At 69.5% G+C, this 20,544-nt stretch carries 14 protein-coding genes; 6 read left to right on the plus strand and 8 right to left on the minus strand.

Going from position 1 to position 20,544, the window contains the following annotated elements; all coding sequences use genetic code 11:
• Positions 1-27: 27 nt before the first annotated feature.
• Entirely contained in the window at positions 28-4,788 is a 4,761-nt protein-coding gene (locus Q0Z83_RS35230) for a sensor histidine kinase (RefSeq protein WP_317787560.1), read from the minus strand.
• 213 nt (positions 4,789-5,001) lie between these two features.
• Between Q0Z83_RS35230 and Q0Z83_RS35235 the strand changes: the two genes are divergently transcribed.
• Positions 5,002-5,622, plus strand: a complete 621-nt coding sequence (locus tag Q0Z83_RS35235; protein WP_317787561.1) for an ATP-dependent Clp protease proteolytic subunit — start codon at positions 5,002-5,004, stop codon at positions 5,620-5,622.
• 33 nt (positions 5,623-5,655) lie between these two features.
• On the opposite strand, the gene Q0Z83_RS35240 is transcribed toward Q0Z83_RS35235, so the two are convergent.
• Together Q0Z83_RS35240 and Q0Z83_RS35245 are read right to left on the minus strand one after the other, a co-directional pair.
• A complete protein-coding gene (locus Q0Z83_RS35240) occupies positions 5,656-6,081 on the minus strand; it encodes an uL11 family ribosomal protein (protein WP_317787562.1) in 426 nt (141 codons plus the stop codon).
• A gap of 185 nt (positions 6,082-6,266) precedes the next feature.
• Positions 6,267-7,049 carry a transglycosylase SLT domain-containing protein gene (locus Q0Z83_RS35245; RefSeq protein ID WP_317787563.1) on the minus strand — a complete coding sequence of 261 codons (783 nt, stop codon included), beginning with the start codon at positions 7,047-7,049 and terminating at the stop codon, positions 6,267-6,269.
• A gap of 150 nt (positions 7,050-7,199) precedes the next feature.
• Between Q0Z83_RS35245 and typA the strand changes: the two genes are divergently transcribed.
• Complete coding sequence (typA, locus tag Q0Z83_RS35250) at positions 7,200-9,062, plus strand: translational GTPase TypA (protein WP_317787564.1); 1,863 nt, start codon at positions 7,200-7,202, stop codon at positions 9,060-9,062.
• A 511-nt stretch (positions 9,063-9,573) separates the two neighbouring features.
• Here typA and Q0Z83_RS35255 read toward each other — a convergent pair.
• Positions 9,574-10,560: a TerC family protein gene (locus tag Q0Z83_RS35255; RefSeq protein ID WP_317797199.1), complete on the minus strand. Its 987-nt coding sequence runs from the start codon at positions 10,558-10,560 to the stop codon at positions 9,574-9,576.
• Positions 10,561-10,996: 436 nt separating this feature from the next.
• Between Q0Z83_RS35255 and Q0Z83_RS35260 the strand changes: the two genes are divergently transcribed.
• A complete protein-coding gene (locus Q0Z83_RS35260; RefSeq protein ID WP_317787565.1) occupies positions 10,997-11,326 on the plus strand; it encodes an antibiotic biosynthesis monooxygenase family protein in 330 nt (109 codons plus the stop codon).
• Positions 11,327-11,632: 306 nt separating this feature from the next.
• Here Q0Z83_RS35260 and Q0Z83_RS35265 read toward each other — a convergent pair whose 3' ends face one another.
• The 4 genes from Q0Z83_RS35265 to rpsA form a co-directional block, all read right to left on the minus strand.
• On the minus strand, positions 11,633-13,009 hold the full coding sequence (locus tag Q0Z83_RS35265) for a GNAT family N-acetyltransferase (protein WP_317787566.1): 1,377 nt from the start codon (positions 13,007-13,009) through the stop codon (positions 11,633-11,635).
• A gap of 40 nt (positions 13,010-13,049) precedes the next feature.
• On the minus strand, positions 13,050-15,152 hold the full coding sequence (gene uvrB, locus Q0Z83_RS35270) for an excinuclease ABC subunit UvrB (protein ID WP_317787567.1): 2,103 nt from the start codon (positions 15,150-15,152) through the stop codon (positions 13,050-13,052).
• Positions 15,153-15,513: 361 nt separating this feature from the next.
• Positions 15,514-16,614, minus strand: coding sequence for a dephospho-CoA kinase (gene coaE / locus Q0Z83_RS35275; RefSeq protein WP_317787568.1), 1,101 nt, complete (start codon positions 16,612-16,614; stop codon positions 15,514-15,516).
• A gap of 130 nt (positions 16,615-16,744) precedes the next feature.
• Positions 16,745-18,253, minus strand: coding sequence for a 30S ribosomal protein S1 (gene rpsA / locus Q0Z83_RS35280; RefSeq protein WP_317787569.1), 1,509 nt, complete (start codon positions 18,251-18,253; stop codon positions 16,745-16,747).
• Between the two features lie 322 nt (positions 18,254-18,575).
• Between rpsA and Q0Z83_RS35285 the strand changes: the two genes are divergently transcribed.
• The 3 genes from Q0Z83_RS35285 to Q0Z83_RS35295 all read left to right on the plus strand — a co-directional run bounded on the left by Q0Z83_RS35285 (position 18,576) and on the right by Q0Z83_RS35295 (position 20,498).
• Positions 18,576-19,376, plus strand: coding sequence for a class I SAM-dependent methyltransferase (locus tag Q0Z83_RS35285; protein WP_317787570.1), 801 nt, complete (start codon positions 18,576-18,578; stop codon positions 19,374-19,376).
• 590 nt (positions 19,377-19,966) lie between these two features.
• The gene (locus tag Q0Z83_RS35290; RefSeq protein ID WP_317787571.1) at positions 19,967-20,185 is read left to right on the plus strand and encodes a hypervirulence associated TUDOR domain-containing protein; all 219 of its coding nucleotides are present in this window, start codon (positions 19,967-19,969) and stop codon (positions 20,183-20,185) included.
• Complete coding sequence (locus Q0Z83_RS35295; RefSeq protein ID WP_317787572.1) at positions 20,178-20,498, plus strand: DUF3140 domain-containing protein; 321 nt, start codon at positions 20,178-20,180, stop codon at positions 20,496-20,498. Before Q0Z83_RS35290 ends, Q0Z83_RS35295 begins: the two co-directional genes overlap by 8 nt.
• Positions 20,499-20,544: the final 46 nt, after the last annotated feature.

Below are 20,544 nucleotides of genomic sequence, written 5' to 3' on the forward strand. Positions count from 1 at the left end.
CGGCGGCGGGCGCTGAAGAGCGTCCGCCTAGTGCGGAAGGGGTCGCAGCCGGACGGTGAACGTGGAGCCGCCGTGGGCGCCCGGGTGGTACTCGACGTCGCCGTTGTTGGCTCGGGCCAGCTCGCGCACGATGTAGAGGCCCAGCCCGGTGCCGGCCACCTTCGCCGCGGTGGCCGAGGCCCGGGCGAACCTGTCGAAGAGCCGTCCCCGGAACTCCGGTGGCACGCCCGGCCCCTGGTCGTGGATCTCGATGGTGACCGTCGACCCGCCGCCCCGGGCGACCACCTCGCTGGCGCCTCCGCCGTACTTGGCCGCGTTGCTGATCAGGTTGGTGAGGATCTGGTCGAGGTGGCTCGGCTGCACCATGGCGATCAGATCGCGCGGGCAGGTCACCGGCACCGGGCCGGTGGCGGTCGCGGTCAGCGCGGCCTCGATGTGGTCGGCCACCGGTACCGGGGCGGGTGTCGCGGTGAGTCGTCCGGCGTCCACGCTGACCAGGTCGAGCACCTCCTGGACGATGGTGGCGAGCCGCTCGGTGGTGCGGTGCACCCGGGTGATGACGTCGCGGACCTCGTCCGGCAGCTCCTCCTCGGACAGGGTCAGGTCGAGGTTGCCGAGGATCATCGCGAGCGGGTTGTTGATCTCGTGCCCGAGCATGCCGATCAGGTCGGCCTTGAGCTGGTTGGCGGCTTCCAGGTCGGCGGTCCGGGCCCGTACGGTGTCCTCCAGCGAGTCGTAGAGCAGCGCGTTGTCCAGTGCCACGGCGAGCTGCCCGGCGATCAGCCGGACCGCCTCCAGCCGGTCGGTGGAGAAGACGCCGCCCTGCCGATGGTTCTCCAGGACGAGCACGGCACCGTCGGCGTCCCGGCTCGGGACCGGCACCGCGAGCAGCGCGCAGGCTTCCAGCCCGGCCAGGTGCGGGTCCCGCGCGAACCGATCGTCCACACAGGCGTCGGCGACCAGCAGCGGTCGACGGGTGCGCCGGACATAGCGCAGAGCCGAGTCGAACCCGGCTCCGGACGGCCCGGCCAGACGCACGTGGGTGGCGCCGGTCATCGCGCTGAGCACGTCACCGACCTGTTCCTCCAACCCGGCCAGCGAGGTCGCCGAGTTCAGCGCCCGGGAGGCCCGCAGGATGGCCATCAGGTCGATCCGGTCGGCCCCGGAGGCGCTGCCGGACGCGGTGATCTCGGTGGCTCGCAGGAACGGGTACCAGGACTCCAACCGGTCGGCCGGCGCGGCGGCGCCCCACGCCCGATAGGTGTCCCGGGCCTCGGCGAGCAGCCGGTGCGCGGTGTGGGTGAGTCCTCGTTCGAGGTGGAAGCGGGCGGCCCGTTCGGCGAGGACGGCCCGGTGCCAGGGTCGGCCGGCCACCTCGTGCAGGCCGGCGTCGAAGTGCCGGGCGGCGCTGTCCGGGTCGCCGCGCGCCCAGGCCCGTTCGGCGTCGACCAGATGCAGCAGGGGCCGGAAGTTGCGGGGCGCGTCGGCGGACCGGCGGGCCAGCCAGTCCCGGGTGTCGGTGAGCTCGTCCGTCACCCCGGTGTCGCCGTCGCGCAGCCGGGTGGCCAGGCTCAGGCAGTGCAGCACCCGGGCCAGCGCGGACGCGTAGAAGCCACGGATCGCCTCGCTGAGTTGCATGGCCGCGGCGGCGTGTTCGGCCAGGGCCGTGTCGTCCTGCCGGAACAGCGCACCGAGCGCGCGATTGACGTGGTGGGCGGCGGTCGCCGGTGGATAGGTGAGGATCGGCTCCTCGTCGACCGGTTCCTGGCCGCGCGCCGCCCGTACCAGATCGCGGTATGAGGTGAGGCTGAAGACCGCGATGCGGTTGCCGGTCCGCTCGGCCACGCCGAGCCCGGTGGCGATCTCCTCGGCGACCGTCTCCAGCGCGTCGGCGGTGTCCAGCACGATGGCCGCCAGCCGGGCACTGAGCAGCCCGGCGACCTGGACGTCACCGGCGGCGAGTAGGGCGTCGCGGTTCGCCTGAGCCGGTTCGACGAGGTCCTCCAGCGGTTCGAACCAGTGCGCGGCCAGGCACACGTACATGTACCGGGCGATCGCCGTCTCGGCCGGCCACCCGTGTTCCCGACCGACCGTGACGACGTGCCGGCTCAGCCGGTAGCCGGTGCGGTAGTCGTCGAACAGCGAGATGGTCGCGCAGATCACCGAACCGGCGGCACCGATCACCGGCGGGCACACCCCTTCGGTCCGCCACAGCCGGTACGCCTGCAGCAGCATCCACGAGTGTTCGATCGGTCCGAGCAGGTAGGCGGGCACGAGCAGCCGGTTGATCAGCCGCCCGGCCGCCAGCACCCACGGGACGGTGGTCTCGGCCGCGTGTTCCAGGTCACCGAGCCCGTCCCGCAGGATCCCGACCTCGCGCCGCAGGACGGGTTCCGGGTCGTCCGGGGGCTCGATGCCGAACCGGCTCAGCACGTCCAGGCCCAGGGCGTACGCGGCCGGGATCTGATTGCGCTGGCTCATCACGTTGATCTGGATCGCGGTGGCCTCGGTCAGGGTGACCAGGTCCGGGGACCGTCCGGCCAGCTCCCGGTAGACGAGGTCGGCGTCGTCGAGCCGGCCGAGACAGTAGTAGGTGAGGTGCCGGTCCAGGGCGACGGCGTCGCGGGCCCGGTCGTCGCCGGCGCCGGCCAGCAGCCGTTCGGCCGCGTCGAGCAGGTCGACGGCGATCGGATAGTTGGTCAGCCGGATGGTCCGGCGGGCGGCGTCGTGCAACAGGGCGGCCGCGGCCCGGCGCTCGGCGGGGCTCTCCACCAGGGCGGCGGCGGCCAGATACTGCTCGGCCGCCGCCTGTGGGAAGTCGGCGGCCAGCCGGCGGGCCATGGACAGTTGCAGGTGCTCCCGCTCGGTGTCCGGCAGACATTCCCGGGCCGCCTGGAGCACCAGGTCGTACCGGAACCGGACACTGTCCCCGGCCCGCAGCACGAAACCGTCGGAGACCGCCCGGTCCACGTGCCGCTCCAGGTCGGCCTCGGGTGTGCCGGTGGCGACGGCCAGCAGCCCGACGGTGACCTCGCCGCCGAGACAGGCCAGCGCGGCGTACCGGCGGCGGCCTCCGGGGGCCTGCTGCGCCAGACGGCGGCCGGGTAGCTGGGCCAGCTGGTGACGGGAGACGAAGGCCCGTACCTCCGTGTCGTCCCACCGCCAGCCCTCGTCGGACGGTCGCAGCAGGCCGTCCGCCCGCAGGGCGTTGAGCAGTTCGACTGTCGCGTAGGGACTGCCGTCGCTACCCGCCCGGACCAGGGCGCTGAGGCCGGCCGCCGACTCCGGTGGCATCCGCAGCACCGTCGCCACGAGCGCCGCCGTGTCGCGGGGGCCGAGACCGCCGACCCGGATCGGCGGCGCGGCGGTGCCCGCCCGCAGCCAGCGGTCGACCGGTAGGCCGTCCCGGTAGGCGAGGACCATCAGCAGCCCGGGAATCGGCCCGTCGGCCAGGATCGCGTCCAGGACGTGCAGCGACCCGCTGCTCGCCCATTGCAGGTCGTCGAGGACGAAGACGATCCGGTGCCGTTCGGCGAACGCCCGCAGCAGGGTGACCGCGGTCGCGCTGGTCCGGGCCCGGGCGGTCACCGGGTCGCCCGGTGGTGGCCGGTCGCCGGTGCCGAGCAGGTCGGTCATCTCCGGGATGGCGGCGCGGGCTATCGAGACGTTCGCGCCGAGCGCGGCCAGGATCCGCTGCCGGGCGTCGGCCACCTCCGGTTCCGGCGCGGCGAGCAGCAACCGGGTCAGGGCCCGCAGCGCTCGGGTGATCCCGGCGGTGTCGGTACCGGTCCGGAACTGATCGAACCGCCCGTCGGCGAACCATCCGCCGCGTGCCGTGATCACCGGCCGCAGGCAGCGGGCCAGTGCGGTCTTGCCGATCCCGGGCGGCCCGCTGATCAGCACGGCCGGCGCTCCGTCACGCATCGCCCCGTCGAGCGCCGCGGTCAGCGCGCCGATCTCCGGTTCCCGACCGATCAGTTCGGACGGCGGTTCGAGGAAGGCCGGGAAGTCCCGTTCGCCGAGCTCCCAGCCGGTGTCCGGGCCGGTCCGGCAGCGCGTCAGGTCGTGGGCGAGCCCGTCGGCGCTCTGGTAGCGGCGCCCCGGATCCTTCTCCAGCAGCCGCATGATGATCTCGCTGAACCGGGGCGGCAGCCCGGATCGCCGCTGCGCCACCGGCACCGGCGGCCGGACCAGGGTGTCCCGGACCAACTCCAGGGGATCGTCGCCGGTGAACGGCGGTTCGCCGACGGCCAGCGTGTACAGGGTGGCGCCGAGCCCGTACAGATCCGCCCGCGAGTCGACGGCCGGCCCGATCCGCCCGGTCTGCTCCGGCGCGAGATAGCCGAGCGTGCCGACCGGCCCGTCCGGCTCGTCGGCCTCCGGCCGCCCGAGCAGCGCCAGATCGAAATCGATCAGCACCGAACGTCCGGCGAGCACCACATTGGCCGGGGTGACATCACGATGGACGACGCCCGCACGGTGCACGGCGGCCAGCGTCACCGCCAGGTCCGCGGCGATTTTCAACAGCAGGGGTACGGCCAGGCGCCCCCGATCCAGCGGTGTGCCTCCGTCGTCCTTCAGGATCAGCGTCTGGCGCGACTGGGTGGCGGCCAGCCGGGGCACTCCCGGGATACCGGCGAGGTGGCCCAGGACCTCCTGCTCGTGCCGGATCCGCCGGACCGCACCGGGCCCGGTGGCACGTTTGCAGATCAGGGTCTCGTGGCGGTCGGCGGAGCTCCGGCGAAGGACCTGCGTCCGTTCGCTGCGATAGAGCATGACCTCGCCCACAGACCGATTTTTCTCACTTCTGGGGCCTGGGTGGTGCTTCTTCCGCAAACAGCCCAGTGTGCTGGGGCAATGCTGCGATGGATCCCTGCAACCGGTGGTGATGACGGGCCCCGGCACCGACCGGCATGGCCGGCCCCGGCCACCGCCGGTTGTCGGCACGTTTCGCGGCGCCGTGGTTAGGCTGGCGTGAGGCCGTGCACACCGGAGGTGACGATGCCCCTGTATCCACACCAGCCGCATCACCGACCCGAGTGGCCGCCGCCGCAGCTGCCACCGGCCGGCCCCGGCCTGCCCGGCTGGCTGGAGGAGCGGCTCTTCGACCAGCGGATCGTGATGATGCGCGGGCATCTCAGCGCGGAGACCGCGACCGGGATCGCGGCGGCGCTGCTCACCCTCGACTCGGCCGGGCCGGAGGTGGTTCACCTGCACGTGTCGAGTCCGGGCGGTGATCTCAGCGCCGCGTTGTCGGTGGTCGACGTGCTCGACGCGCTGGCCGCTCCGGTGCACGCGCTGGTCACCGCGGAGGCGGGCGGGGCGGCGCTGGCCGTGCTGGCCGCGGCGGATCAGCGGGCGGCGTACCGTCACGCGCGTTTCAAACTCGTCGAACCGCGCGCCGCGGGGGTGACCGGGACCGCCGACGAGGTCGCGGCCGCCGCCGGGCAGCATCTGCGCGAGCTTGAGGAGGTGCTGGTTCGGCTGGCCGAGATCACCGGTCAGCCGCGCAGCCGGGTCGAGAACGATCTGTCCGCGGGCCGCACCCTGAGCGCGGCCGAGGCCTTGGAGTACGGCCTGATCCACGAGGTGGTGGCCCCGAAGAAGAACGGGCCCCGGTGAAGACCGGGGCCCGTTCTCAGAAAATCAGGAACTTCAGGAAGCGACCTTGACACCCATGGAACGGGCGGTGCCGGACACGATCTTGATCGCGGCCTCGAGGTCGTTCGCGTTGAGGTCCACCAGCTTGCGCTCCGCGATCTCCTTGACCTGCTGGGCACTGAGGGTGCCGACGGTCGTGGTGAGCGGGTTGGCGGCGCCGGACTGGATGCCCAGGCTCTTCCGGATGAGGAAGCTGGTCGGCGGCGTCTTGTAGGCCAGCGTGTGGCTGCGGTCCTCGTAGACCGACACGATGACCGGGATGATCTCGCCCCGGTTCTTCGCGGTGGCCTCGTCGTACTCGACCTTGACGGCGCGCATGTTGGCACCGGTCGGGCCGAGCATCTTACCGAGGTCGACCATCGCGGCGTTACCCGCCTCAAGCGCGAGGGTTACCTCATGGGTCTTCTTCTTGGGAGGCATTGGGTAAGGCTCCTTAGGGTGAGCTGCGGGCCGAGACAACGCAGCTCGCCAGCATCAACGACACACGACAACCCCGAGACCTTACTACCGTGTCGACGAGAGGGTCAAAACGGTGGGTGTACGGGGTCTCGGGTCCGCCACCCAGTGTAGCCCCCGACTCCGGAGCACCCGGGACCGGCCCGGCGTCAGAACCGGTCGCAGTCGCACTCGCGCATGTTCGCCCGGATCAGGTGCACGTAATCCGGGTTCGACAGCTTCTTACTCGCCAGGTACGTCTCCTCGGTCGACCCCGGACCCATGTTGTACCCGTTGATCACCAGGTTCAGCAGGCACGGCGACGCGTCGGTCTTGCACTTGGCGGTGCTCAGGTCGTACTTCTCGGCGAAATACTTCTCACCGAAGTACTTGGTCAGCCAGGCCAGGTAGTTGGCGCCGATGATCGCGTTCTGCTTGTAGTCATCGGAGTCGTAGTTCTTCTCGAACCGCTGGTTGACGAAATCCTCGGTGTCCGGCATCACCTGCATCAGACCGTAGCCACCGTCACAGTTGCGGATGTTCGACACCCAGCCGCTCTCGTGCCACGCCACCGACCGGATCAGATCGGCCGGCACCCGCAGCGTCGGCGCCGAACCCGGCCAGTACACCTTCGTCGCCGCCGCGTTCAGGGCCACCTTCGCCTTCGCCCGGGTCACCGCTTTACCCACGTAGTCCGCGCACGGCGGGAGCTGCATGTTGAACGGGTCCTCGGTCGGCTTCACGGCCGGCTTCTTGGACGCCTTCGTCTTCGAGGGCGACGGCTTCACCGGCTCCGGCGTCGGCTCCTCTTCCACAGTCGGCTCGACCGTCGGCTCGCTGGTCGTCACCGCCACCGGCGCGGCTGCCTGCTTCTCCTCGTCCGCCCCGGCCAGACCACATCCCGCGGCCACCACCAGAACCGTCACCGCGGCCACAATGTTGATCTTGCGCATCGACGCGAACCTCCCCCGTTGGACATCGACGAGGAACGCTAACAGTGGCCGACTCATCACCGCTGACCCGTAAAACGGACAGATCAGCACAAGATTCGGGCTTTGACCCCGTGTCACGATCGGCAACCTGAGCCGGGAACAATGGACGTCATGCAGACCCGCACCGACCTACGCAACGTCGCCATCATCGCTCACGTCGACCATGGCAAAACCACCCTGGTCGACGCCATGCTGCGCCAGGGCAGCCAGTCCCACGCGCGTGGCGAGATGGCCGACCGCGTCATGGACTCCATGGACCTGGAGCGGGAAAAGGGCATCACCATTCTCGCCAAGAACACGGCGATCAGCTACCAGCCCGCCGAGGGCGAAGCCGTCACCATCAACATCATCGACACCCCCGGCCACGCCGACTTCGGCGGTGAGGTCGAGCGCGGCCTCACCATGGTCGACGGTGTCGCCCTCCTCGTCGACGCCTCCGAGGGCCCGCTCCCGCAGACCCGCTTCGTGCTGCGCAAGGCGCTCGCCGCCAAGCTGCCGATCATCCTGATCATCAACAAGGTCGACCGGCCGGACGCGCGCATCAAAGAGGTCGTCGACGAGACCTACGAGCTGTTCCTCGACCTCGACGCCAACGAGTCGCAGATCGACTTCCCGATCGTCTACGCCTGCGCCCGCGACGGCATCGCCTCGCTGACCCAGCCCAAGGACGGCACCGTCCCGGAGGACAGCGACTCCCTCGATGTGCTGTTCAGCACCATCCTGGAGACCATTCCGGCGCCGAAGTTCCACGAGGACGCCCCGCTGCAGGCGCACGTCGTGAACCTCGACGCCTCGCCGTTCCTCGGCCGTCTCGCGCTCTGCCGCGTCCACGAGGGCACCATCCGCAAGGGCCAGACCGTCGCCTGGTGCAAGACCGACGGCACCATCAGCAACGTGCGCATCTCCGAGCTGCTGGTCACCGAGGGCCTGGAGCGCAAGCCCGCCGAGAGCGCCGGCCCCGGCGACATCATCGCCCTCGCCGGCATCCCGGAGATCATGATCGGCGAGACCCTCGCCGACGCGGAGAACCCGATTCCGCTCCCGCTGATCACCGTCGACGAGCCGGCCATCTCCATGGTCATCGGCACCAACACCTCGCCGCTGGTCGGCAAGGTCAAGGGCGCCAAGGTCACCGCCCGGATGGTCAAGGACCGCCTCGACAAGGAGCTCATCGGCAACGTGTCGCTGCGCGTCCTCAACACCGACCGCCCCGACGCCTGGGAGGTCCAGGGCCGTGGTGAGCTGGCTCTCGCCATCCTGGTCGAGCAGATGCGCCGGGAGAATTACGAGCTCACCGTCGGCAAGCCGCAGGTCGTCACCAAGACCATCAACGGCAAGGTGCACGAGCCGGTCGAGCGTCTCACCATCGACGCGCCCGACGAGTACATGGGCGCCATCACCCAGCTGCTCTCCACCCGCAAGGGCCGGATGGAAGAGCTGATCAACCACGGCACCGGGTGGCTCCGCATGGAGTGGCTCGTCCCCGCCCGCGGCCTGATCGGCTTCCGGACCGAGTTCCTCACCGAGACCCGCGGCACCGGCATCATGCACCACCTGTTCGAGGCCTACGAGCCGTGGTTCGGCGAGCTGCGCACCCGCCAGAACGGTTCGCTCGTCGCCGACCGGGCCGGCGCCGTCACCGCCTTCGCGATGATCAACATCCAGGAGCGCGGGCAGCTCTTCGTCGAGCCCGCCACCGAGGTCTACGAAGGCATGATCGTCGGCGAGAACTCCCGCGACGACGACATGGACGTCAACATCACCAAGGAGAAGAAGCTCACCAACATGCGTGCGGCCAGCGCGGACAACACCGAGAAGGTGATCCCGCCGCGCAAGCTGTCCCTGGAGCAGTCCCTCGAGTTCTGCCGCGAGGACGAGTGCGTCGAGGTCACCCCGTCCGCCGTGCGGATCCGCAAGGTGGTTCTGGACGCCACCACCCGCGGTCGTGCCGCCGCTCGCCGCAAGCACCAGTAAGTCGTTTGTTTCTCAGTCCGGCCCGTCCATGTTCTTTGGGCGGGCCGGACTTTTCGTCTGGCGGTGGGCGCGGTTCGATGGTCGCTGTCCGGTCAGATCAAGACCCTCTGGCGGTACGGCCGGAGCACCGCACCAACCTCACCTCTCCCTCGCCTCTCCCTCGCCCCTTCCTCGCCTCTCCCTCGCCCCTTCCTCGCCTCTCCCTCGCCCCTTCCTCACCTCTCCCTCGCCCCTTCCTCACCTCTCCCTCGCCCCTTCCTCACCTCTCCCTCGCCCCTTCCTCACCTCTCCCTCGCCCCTTCCTCGCCCCTTCCTCGCCCCTTCCTCGCCCCTTCCTCGCCCCTTCCTCGCCTACGGCCGGAGCACCGCGCCGTCCTCACCTTTTCTCGTCGAGGCTCCTGCCCCCACCACACGGCCGCCGCCCGCCGCCGGCCCCCGCCCGGCGAAAGTCGATCTTGCGAAAACGGGCCCGGCGACCGTGGTCGCCGGGCCCGTTCGGGTTGGTTCGGGATTACTGGCTGGCCAGCTCCTTCTTCTTGTCACGAGACGTCTTCATCAGGCTGGCCACCGTGGCCACGGCCAGGGTTCCGAGGATCACCAGCAGAGAGAGCCAGATCGGGATCTCGGGCGCCCAGTGGAAGCCCTCGCCGCCGTTGATGAACGACAGGCTGTTGGTGTGCAGGGCCTCCAGGACCAGCTTCACGCCGATGAAGGCCAGCACCACGGCCAAGCCGATGTTGAGGTAGACGAGGCGCTCCAGGAGACCGCCGAGCAGGAAGAACAGCTGACGCAGGCCCATCAGCGCGAAAACGTTCGCGGTGAAGACCAGGTACGGCTCCTTGGTGATACCGAAGATCGCCGGGATCGAGTCGAGCGCGAAGATCAGGTCCGTGGTGCCGATCGCGATCATCACGATGAGCATCGGAGTGAAGAGGCGCTTACCCGCTTCCGTGACGACGCTGAACCGGCCGTCGCCGAACTCGGAGGAGAGCGGCAGGGCCCGCTTGGCCCAGCGGATCAGGATGTTCTCCTTGAACTCCTCGTCCTCGTCCTCGCCCTTCACCAGCGTGATCGCCGTGTAGACCAGGAACGCGCCGAAGATGTAGAACACCCAGGAGAACTGTGTGATCAGCGCGGCGCCGGCGGCGATGAAGATGCCACGCATGACGAGGGCCAGCACGATGCCGATCAGCAGCACCTTCTGCTGAAGGTGCCGGGGCACGGCGAACCGGGCCATGATGATCACGAAGACGAAGAGATTGTCGACACTCAGCGAATACTCGGTGAGCCAGCCGGTGTAGAACTCACCCGCCGCCTGGCCACCGGCGGTGAGCCAGACCCCGATACCGAAGACCACGGCGAGGCCCACGTAGAACGCGACCCACCCGCCGGCTTCCTTCATGCTGGGCTCGTGCGGTCGTCGCCCGATGATGAGCAGATCGACGGCGAGAACCGCGACCAGCGCGACCAGGGTGGCGACCCACACCCATGCAGAAATGTTCAACTAAGGACCTCCGGCAGACACGGGTCGTCGCTGCGCCCACCCTGGAAGAGATGAGAACAGCGACGTGCGACTGTCGGAGGTCTCTTCCGCCACGGATCCCGGATCCGTGACCACCGGCCCCGGGCCCGCCCCGAAGGACGTTCCGTGTTGACGAGACCGGAGCGGGGGAATACTCCCCTCCCACAGGAGCCATTGTTACGCATCCTCGGCGCGAACGGCACACCGGGAGACCAGAGAGTGGTACGGCTCGCCATCGAAACGCCCCATCCGGGCAGAAACGACAAGCGCCGCACATCAACGGCCTCAAGGTTGCCGCCGCTTCCCTACCCTACGCCGTGAGCAGCGCCGATTCCCCCGCTTCGGGATCCCGCACCGCCGCTCGGGCATCCTAGTACGCTGCCCATCTGGTGCGTATGGGACGCTTGTGGGCATGGTTCTCGAAGTGACGCTGATCGACGTACTGCCAGGCCGGGAGGGCGACTTCGTCGATGCCTACGAACTGGCCCGGCCGCTGGTGGCGACGACACCCGGTTGCCGCTCGGTCCGGTTGCGGCGCGCCGTCGAGTCCCCGAGGCGATTCGTCCTCCTGGCCGAATGGGACAGCGTCGAGGCCCACGAGCAGAACTTCCGCCGCTCGGACCGTTTCGCACAGTGGCGCGCCTTGATCGGCGGTTCGCTGGCCCAGCCCCCGCTCGCCGAGTACTTCACCGACATCCAGAGCCCTAACCACAACCCGGGCCAAGACTTCTTCACCACCTGAGCCGCAATCCGAGCCCTCACCACCCGAGCCCGAATCCGCGCCTCCACCACCTGAGCCGCAATCCGAGCCCTCACCACCCGAGCCGGGGCCCAGGGCCCTCACCACCCGAGCCGCAATCCGCGCCCCCACCACCTGAACCCGAATCCGCGCCCCCACCACCTGAACCCGAATCCGCGCCTCCACCACTCGAGCCCGGCATCCGCGCCCGAATTTCGCGAACGCCGGTCATGACGGCGTCGAGGGAGATGGCCGGCATGGCCCGACGACTCGATGGAGGACCGGCCATCGCCGTCCGATGCGGCCCGGTCAGCGGTAGCGGGCTCGCTGCCCCATGTCGTCGAAGCCGAGTCGCCGGTAGAGACCTGCCGCCGACGGGTTGTTGACGTTGACGGTCAACCACGCCTCGGTGGCACCGGCCGCCGCCATCCGCCGTAGCGATTCCCGGATCAACGCGCCGCCGAGACCGATCCCACGAGCGGCCGGAACCACGCCGACCTGGACGATCCATCCCTCGGCGGCGGTCACGAACCCGACGTCGCCGCGTCCCGGCAGGGCCACCATGATCGACCACTCCGGGCGGAAATCGTCGTCCTCGGTGTTCTCCTCGATCCACTCCTGGGCGCTCGGATCAGGAAAGCCCGGCCGATCCCGGAACGAAGCGGCATAAACCGCATGAAAACGTTGAGCGGTCTCAGCCGACCATTCGACGACTTCAGCCCCGTCCGGCCACTCCGCCACCGAGTCGGTCACCTTGATCCGCATCACATCCTCGCCGAAGACCTGCGAGAGCCCCCGCGAAGCGAAAAGCTCCGCAGCCCCAGCCGTGAACCCTTCACATTCGACGGTCACCGTCACCGCAGCCGCGCCCCCGTAAGTGCCGCCCGCCGACTCATCCCCCTGCTCCCCGCCCGAAGAATCAGCCACCCAAAGATCATCAGCGGAGGCAGCCGGGGAAACAGAGGCAGGCGGGGCGGAGGCGGTGGGGGCGGAGGCGGTGCGGGCGGAGGCGGTGCGGGCGGAGGCGGCGGGAGCGGCGGAAGCGGACGAGACGGAGTCGGAAGCGGGCGCGGAGGACGCGGGCGAAGCGGAAGCAGAAAAGGAAGCGAAAGCGGAAGGTTCGGAGGCAGAAGGGACCGAAGGTGCTAAACCGGCAGAACCAGCCAAATCAACGGAACCGACCGAGCCAGCGGAACCAACCGAACCAGCGGAACCAACCGAACCGGAAGCTGAGTCGAGGGAGTCGGACGGGGCGACAGAGGCGTCGGACCGTGCGGCGGCCGAGGCAGGGGCGGTGGCGGTGGCGGCCGAAAGATCGGCCGCGGCAGGGGCGGTGGCGGCCGAAAGATCGGCCGCGGCAGGGGCGGTGGCGGCCGAAAGTTCGGTCGCGGCGGCCAAAGCGGCGTCGAGCAGGCGCGAGCCGAGGCCCCGGCCGCGAAACGCCGGGTCCACCAGGCCGCTGATCATGGGGCCGGCCGGGGAGGGCCGGACCGCGGCCGCGGCGATCAGCTCTCCGCCGACTCGGGCTTCGAAAGCCACCGTGCCGGCGGCGAGCCAGCGACCGCGCAGGAACCACGGCTCGGTCACCAGTGGCATGCCACCGTCGGCCGCCCGGCACCGCCGCACGAGAGCCAGCAGATCGTCCTCGGGCAGGGCATCCGCCACCCGGCGCACTTCAGCGGTCATGGCCGCCAGGCTAGTGACGTGCCCGCCCGCGGACGACCGGTTATTTCACCCCCGCCATGTCCATGCCGCGCAGCTCCTTCTTCAGCTCGTGGATCTCGTCGCGGATCCGCGCGGCCAGCTCGAACTGCAACTCCCGGGCCGCGCCGAGCATCTGGTCGCTGAGGTCCTGGATGAGCTGGGCCAGCTCGGCCCGGGCCATCCCGGCGCGCGCCGGGGTGGCCGCCGCCTTCCCCCGGGACCGGGTCTCCGGGACGGGTGCCTTGCCCCGGGACATCTGCCGGCCGGACCCACCGACGACCTCCTCGGTGTCCTCGGCCTCCTTGTAGATGTCGTCGAGGATGTCGTGGATCTTCTTGCGGAGAGCCTGCGGTTTGATGCCGTTGGCCTCGTTGTGGGCGATCTGCTTGGCCCGGCGGCGATCGGTCTCCTCGATGGCGTCCCGCATCGACGGCGTGATCTTGTCGGCATACATGTGGACCTCGCCGGACACGTTACGGGCGGCCCGGCCGATGGTCTGGATGAGCGACCGCCCGCTGCGCAGGAAGCCCTCCTTGTCGGCGTCGAGGATGGCCACCAGCGACACCTCGGGCAGGTCGAGACCCTCCCGCAGCAGGTTGATGCCGACCAGGACGTCGTAGTCGCCCTTACGCAGCTCCTTGAGCAACTCGACCCGGCGCAGCGTGTCGACCTCGGAATGCAGGTAGCGAACCCGGATCCCGTTCTCCAGAAGGTAGTCGGTGAGGTCCTCGGCCATCTTCTTGGTGAGCGTGGTGACCAGGACGCGCTCGTCCTTCTCGGTACGCAGTTTGATCTCGTGCATGAGGTCGTCGATCTGGCCCTTGGTGGGTTTGACCACGACCTGCGGGTCGACCAGGCCAGTCGGACGGATGACCTGCTCGACGAACTCGCCCTGGGCCTGCTCCATCTCCCAGTTGCCCGGAGTGGCGGAGAGGAACACCATCTGCCCGACCCGCTCGAGGAACTCGTCGAACCGCAGTGGCCGGTTGTCGGCGGCGCTGGGCAGTCGGAAGCCGTGCTCGATCAGGATCCGTTTGCGGGACGCGTCCCCCTCGTACATGCCGCCGATCTGCGGAATGGTGACGTGCGACTCGTCGATGACGGTGACGAAGTCGTCGGGGAAGTAGTCGAGCAACGTATAGGCCGGCTCGCCGAAGGTGCGCCCGTCCATGTGCATCGAATAGTTCTCGATGCCGTTGCAGAAGCCGACCTGCCGCATCATCTCCAGGTCGTAGGTGGTGCGCATCCGCAGCCGCTGCGCCTCCAGCAGCTTGCCCTGCCGCTCGAACTCGGCGAGCCGCTCCTCCAACTCGACCTCGATGTCGCGGATCGCCCGCTCCATCCGCTCCGGGCCGGCGCCGTAGTGCGTGGCCGGGAAGATGATCAGCTCCTCGACCTCACGGATCACGTCGCCGGTGAGCGGGTGCAGGTAGTAGAGCTTCTCCACCTCGTCGCCGAACATCTCGATCCGGATGGCGAGCTCCTCATACGCCGGGATGATCTCCAGGGTGTCGCCCCGGACCCGGAAGGTGCCACGCTGGAAGGCCATGTCGTTGCGGGTGTACTGAATGTCGACCAGCTTGCGTAGCAGTTTGTCGCGGTCGACCTCCTCACCGACCTTCACCCGGGCGGCCATCGCGACGTATTCCTGCGGGGTGCCGAGGCCGTAGATGGCGCTGACCGTCGCGACCACGATCGTGTCGCGCCTGGTGAGCAGCGACCTGGTGGCGGAGTGGCGCAGCCGCTCCACCTCCTCGTTGACCGACGAGTCCTTCTCGATGTAGGTGTCGGTCTGGGCGATATATGCCTCTGGCTGGTAGTAGTCGTAGTAACTGACGAAATATTCGACGGCGTTGTTGGGCAGGAGCTCGCGGAACTCCTTGGCCAGCTGGGCGCAGAGCGTCTTGTTGGGCGCGAGCACCAGAGCGGGCCGTTGGAGCCGCTCGATGAGCCAGGCCGTGGTGGCGCTCTTGCCGGTGCCGGTGGCGCCGAGCAGGACGGTGTGCCGATCGCCGCTGCGGACCCGCCGCTCGAGGTCGTCGATCGCGGCGGGCTGGTCACCCGCGGGCTGGTAGTCGCTGACGACCTCGAACCGGCCGTCGAGTCGTGGGATGTCGAGCGCCATGCCCACCACCGTACGTCGGGGGTATGACAAGTTTCCGCGGCGGCGTGCTCAGGATGCACATTCGGCCCGTGGCCACGGCATTGTCCGGTCGTCACGGCCCGGCCTAGGCTGGGCGGGTAGGCCGCTCGCGGCGGCCGCCGGCAGCCCGGGTCCCCACACGGCTCGGTGCCGCACCGTGGTTCGATGCGCCCCGGACGCCCTGGCGAGCGCACCCACGGCGGGTCACCCGACCCGGCCGCCGCGAGGGCCCTTCACCCAAAATCCGGCGGCCCTTCGCCCAGAATCCGGCGGCCCTTCACCCAAACCCGGCGGCCCTTCGCCCAAAACCCGGCGGCCCGATCGGCACGAGATCAACCCCGACTCAGGACGGCTGCCAGCCGGTCGACGCCGCCCAGTCGTCGGCCGCCTGCGCCACGTCCGCCCGCCCCACCGCCGCCGGGACCGCCCGCAGGTAGTCACGCAGCAACAGCGCGAGTCGCCAGCCCGGCGAGCCCGCCACCCGCAGGTGCAGATCGACGCGATACCCCGGATCGGCACAGCCGTGCAGCCGTTTCGGCCAAGCGCCGCCGTGCTGCCCGGCGCGGTCCGACCACTCACCCAGCCGCACCGGAAAGCCCAGCTCACCGAGGCGGCCGGCGAGACCGTCGGCCTCGTCCAGGGTGCGCACCCCGATCATCAGGTCGATCACGTCGCGGGCCGGTGGGCCGGGCACCGCGGTCGGCCCGACGTGCTGAATGTCGAACCGGTCACCAAGGCCGTGCCGGAGCCGGGCGATCAGTCGAGCGGCCGCGAGTGGCCACTCCGGATCGGACTCCACGATGCGCGAATCCAGGCTTCTCACCGCGGATCGCCCGGATCGGAGATTACGTTCGAACTCCACGAGCCGGGCATACCACACCCCGTCCACCCCGCTGCGCAGACTGTCCAGATCGTCGTCATTGATCAGGAGCACGTCGGCGGCGGCCCGTCGGCCGGCGTCGTCGGTCTGCGCGTCGATCCGCGCGGCGGCCTCCGCCGGGGTCATGCCACGCAGGCGGGTGAGACGCTCCAGCCGCACCTCACGGTCGGCCAGCACCACGATCACCAGGTGGTACGACGAAGCCAGCCCCGCCTCGACCAGGAGGGGAACGTCGTTCACCACGATCGAGCCGGGCGCGGCCGAGCGGGTCAGCTCAGCGGCCCTCTCCCGTACCCGGGGATGAATGATCTTCTCAAGACGCCGCCGGGCCGACTCGTCGCCGAAGACCCGGGCCCCGAGAGCCGGACGATCCAGAGTGCCCTCGGCGGTGAGCACGCCCGCCCCGAACACCTCGACGATCTCGGCCAGGCCGTCCGTGCCCGGTTCGACCACCTCGCGGGCCAGCAGATCGGCGTCGATGATCACCGCACCGTGTTCGGCGAGTCGCCGGGCGACCGCGCTCTTGCCGGCACCGATTCCACCCGTGAGCCCGACTCTCAGCATGGGATCAAGTATCGCCAGAACCCGGCCGGCCGCCGCGTCCGGGAGGCGACGGTGTGCAGGAAAGGCGAAAGGCCGCCCCGACCGGAGTCGGGACGGCCTTTCGGTGGTACTGACTACAGCTACCGCTGGATCAGCTCTTGCCGCCGGCCAGCTTCTCGCGCAGAGCGGCGAGAGCCTCGTCGGTGGCCAGGGTGCCCGCGGGCTCCTCAGCGGAGCGCGCCGGAGCCGACGAGCTCGAGGAGGAGGTGGTCGACGACGAGGTGGTCACGCCACCGGCCGGAGCCGGGTTGAGCGCGGCCTCGGCGTCGGCGTCGCGGGACGCCTGCACCTGCTTGGTGTGGGCCTCCCAGCGCTCGCGGGCGTCGGCGTACTGCTTCTCCCACGTCTCGCGCTGCTTCTCGAAGCCCTCGAGCCACTCGCCCGTCTCCGGGTCGAAGCCCTCCGGGTAGATGTAGTTGCCCTCGGCGTCGTACGTCGCGGCCATGCCGTAGAGGGTCGGGTCGAAGTGCTCCTCGCCCTCGACGAAGCCCTCGTTGGCCTGCTTGAGCGACAGCGAGATCCGGCGGCGCTCCAGGTCGATGTCGATGACCTTGACCAGAACGTCCGAACCCACCTGGACGACCTGCTCGGGCAGCTCGACGTGACGCTCGGCCAGCTCGGAGATGTGCACCAGGCCCTCGATGCCGTCGTCGACGCGGACGAACGCACCGAACGGAACGAGCTTCGTGACCTTACCCGGCACGATCTGGTTGATCGCGTGGGTCCGGGCGAACTGACGCCACGGGTCTTCCTGGGTCGCCTTCAGCGACAGCGAGACGCGCTCGCGGTCCAGGTCGACGTCGAGCACCTCGACCTCGACCTCCTGGCCGACCTCGACGACCTCGGAGGGGTGGTCGATGTGCTTCCAGGAGAGCTCGGAGACGTGCACGAGGCCGTCAACGCCACCCAGGTCAACGAAGGCACCGAAGTTGACGATGGAGGACACGACGCCCTTGCGGACCTGGCCCTTCTGCAGCTTGTTGAGGAACTCGGTACGAACCTCGGACTGCGTCTGCTCGAGCCAGGCGCGGCGGGACAGGACCACGTTGTTGCGGTTCTTGTCCAGCTCGATGATCTTCGCCTCGAGCTCACGGCCGACGTACGGCTGCAGGTCGCGGACACGACGCATCTCGACGAGCGAAGCCGGGAGGAAGCCACGGAGGCCGATGTCGAGGATGAGGCCACCCTTGACAACCTCGATGACGGAGCCGCGAACGACACCGTCGTCTTCCTTGATCTTCTCGATGGTGCCCCACGCGCGCTCGTACTGCGCACGCTTCTTCGAGAGGATCAGGCGACCTTCCTTGTCCTCCTTGGTGAGGACGAGGGCTTCGATGTGGTCACCGACCGACACCACTTCCGCGGGGTCCACGTCATGCTTGATCGACAACTCGCGCGAGGGGATGACGCCCTCGGTCTTGTAGCCGATGTCGAGCAGGACCTCGTCCCGATCGACCTTGACGACGGTGCCTTCGACAATGTCGCCGTCGTTGAAGTACTTGATGGTCTCGTCGATGGCGGCGAGGAATGCTTCCTCGGATCCGAGATCGTCGACGGTGACCTTGTTGGCGCTCGAGGTGGCCTCGATGCTGCTCGTCATGTGGACAGTTGCTCCGAACGGAATGGATTCGTGGTGTCTCCCGCGCTCCACGGAACTGCCGTCGGAAGCGGCACGAGCGAACGAGACGACCAACCCGAGAGCAGTCACATCAACGCAGTCGATCATGCCGAGACCGACGACCACGGAACCTGCTCCCTGCCGAGGCACACGATCCGCGAGCGCATCGACTAGCTTACCGTGCGCATTACCACAGGTTGCAAGCCCTCCTGAGGACCGCGGCACATTGTCGGTCGAGAACCCGTCAGCATGCCCCTTATGGGCCGAATCGGGACGGTCGACACGCCTGCCGTACCGTGGCCGGGTGACTTCGTCCCACTCGTTCGAGACACCCACCGAGACCGAGGCGCGCCGCGCCAACCGCTCCTGGTGGGACCTCGACGCCGACGACTACCAGGACGAACACGGCGCCTTCCTGGGTGACGTCGACTTCGTCTGGTGCCCGGAACGGCTACGGGAGGCCGACGCGCGCCTACTCGGACCCGTACCGGGAAAAAAGATCCTGGAACTGGGCGCCGGCGCCGCATCGGCCAGCCGGTGGCTGCGCCGCGAGGGCGCCCATCCGGTCGCCATCGACCTGTCCGCGGGCATGTTGCGGCATGCCCGCGAGGCCGAAGGGCGCAGTGGGGTACGGGTTCCGCTCGTCCAGGCCGACGCGATGGCCCTCCCGTTCGCCGACGACTCGTTCGACATCGTCTGCACGGCGTTCGGCGCGATCCCGTTCGTGGCCGACTCGGGCGCGGCGATGCGCGAGGTGGCTCGGGTGCTGCGGCCCGGCGGCAGTTGGGTGTTCTCCATCACGCACCCGATGCGGTGGGTCTTCTGGGACGAGCCGGACGAGACCGGCCTGCTCGCCCGAAACTCGTATTTCGACAGGTCCCCCTACGTCGAGCGCGACGAGGACGGGGTGGTCAGCTACCTGGAGCAGCACCGCACTCTCGGCGACCGGATCCGCGAGCTGGTGACGGCCGGTTTCGTCGTGCGCGACCTGGTCGAACCGGAGTGGCCGGCCGACCACGACCAGATCTGGGGCCAGTGGAGCCCGCTGCGCGGCCGCCTCTTCCCGGGCACCGCCATCTTCGTCTGCGACCTCCCCAAACCCTGACCCTCCGCCGTCTCGCCCCACGCTCCCGCCGACACACCTCGGCGACCCGTTTTCGCAGCCGCCTCCCGCGCCCCTACCCTTCCGTTGCCTTACACGCCTCCGACCTCCTTCGCGCCCCCGGGCCCCTCCGCACCTCCGCCCCTCTCTGCAACCTGGCCGCCTCCCGCCGCTGGCCCCCTCTGCGCCCTGGCCGCCTCCCGCCGCTGGCCCTCTCCGCGCCCCGGCCTCCTTCGCGCCCCCGGCCCTCTCCGCGCCCTGGCCGCCTCCCGCCGCTGGCCCTCTCCGCGCCCCGGCCTCCTTCGCGCCCCCGGCCCTCTCCGCGCCCCGGCCGCCTCCCGCCGCTGGCCCTCTCCGCGCCCCGGCCTCCTTCGCGCCCCCGGCCCTCTCCGCGCCCCGGCCGCCTCCCGCCGCCAGCCCTCTGTGCCTCCGGCCCCATTCACGCCGAATCCGTGCGCCCCATGCCTCGCCGCCTCCCTACTGCCGCCGCCTCCTCTCCTCGCTCCCGCTCCACGCCTCGCCGCCAGGACCTCCTGTGCCTTCCCTCCTCGCCGCGGCCGTTTCCGGGGCGGCAGGCCGGGTATCCGGCAGATATGACCAAAGCGAAGAAAAGCTTGAAAAAGGGCGAAAAGGTGAGTTGGCGAAGCCATGGGGAGACCGTCCGGGGCACTGTCCAGGAGAAGATCACCAAGCGCACCGCGACAGCCGGACGAACCGTCGCCGCGTCGGCCGAGGAACCGCAGTACCGGGTGCGCAGTGACAAGACCGGGCGCGACGCGGTGCACAAGCCGGAGGCGCTGCGCCATGGGTGACCTGCACACCGAATTCCGCGAGGCGGTCAACATGACCGCCACCGAGCTGCGCAAATGGCTCGAGAGCGACGAATCCCGGGAGGTCGGACAGAAACGGTCCGCGGGCGCCGAGTCGGTCGGTCACGATTCGGGCCGGAAGATCGTCCGGATCCTCGGCACGAAGAAGGCCGACCTCACCGACGCCGACGAACAGCACATGCGCAAGGTGGTCGGTTACGTGCATCGGCACATGGCCCAGCGACCGGGCGGCGACGTCACCGACAGCCGATGGCGCCACTCACTGATGAACTGGGGTCACGACCCCCTCAAATGAGCCCGAAGCCCCGGTCGGCATCAAACCGTGCACGGCCCGACGACTG

The sequence above is a fragment of the Actinoplanes sichuanensis genome, from assembly GCF_033097365.1.
GTDB classification, from domain to species: Bacteria; Actinomycetota; Actinomycetes; order Mycobacteriales; family Micromonosporaceae; genus Actinoplanes; species Actinoplanes sichuanensis.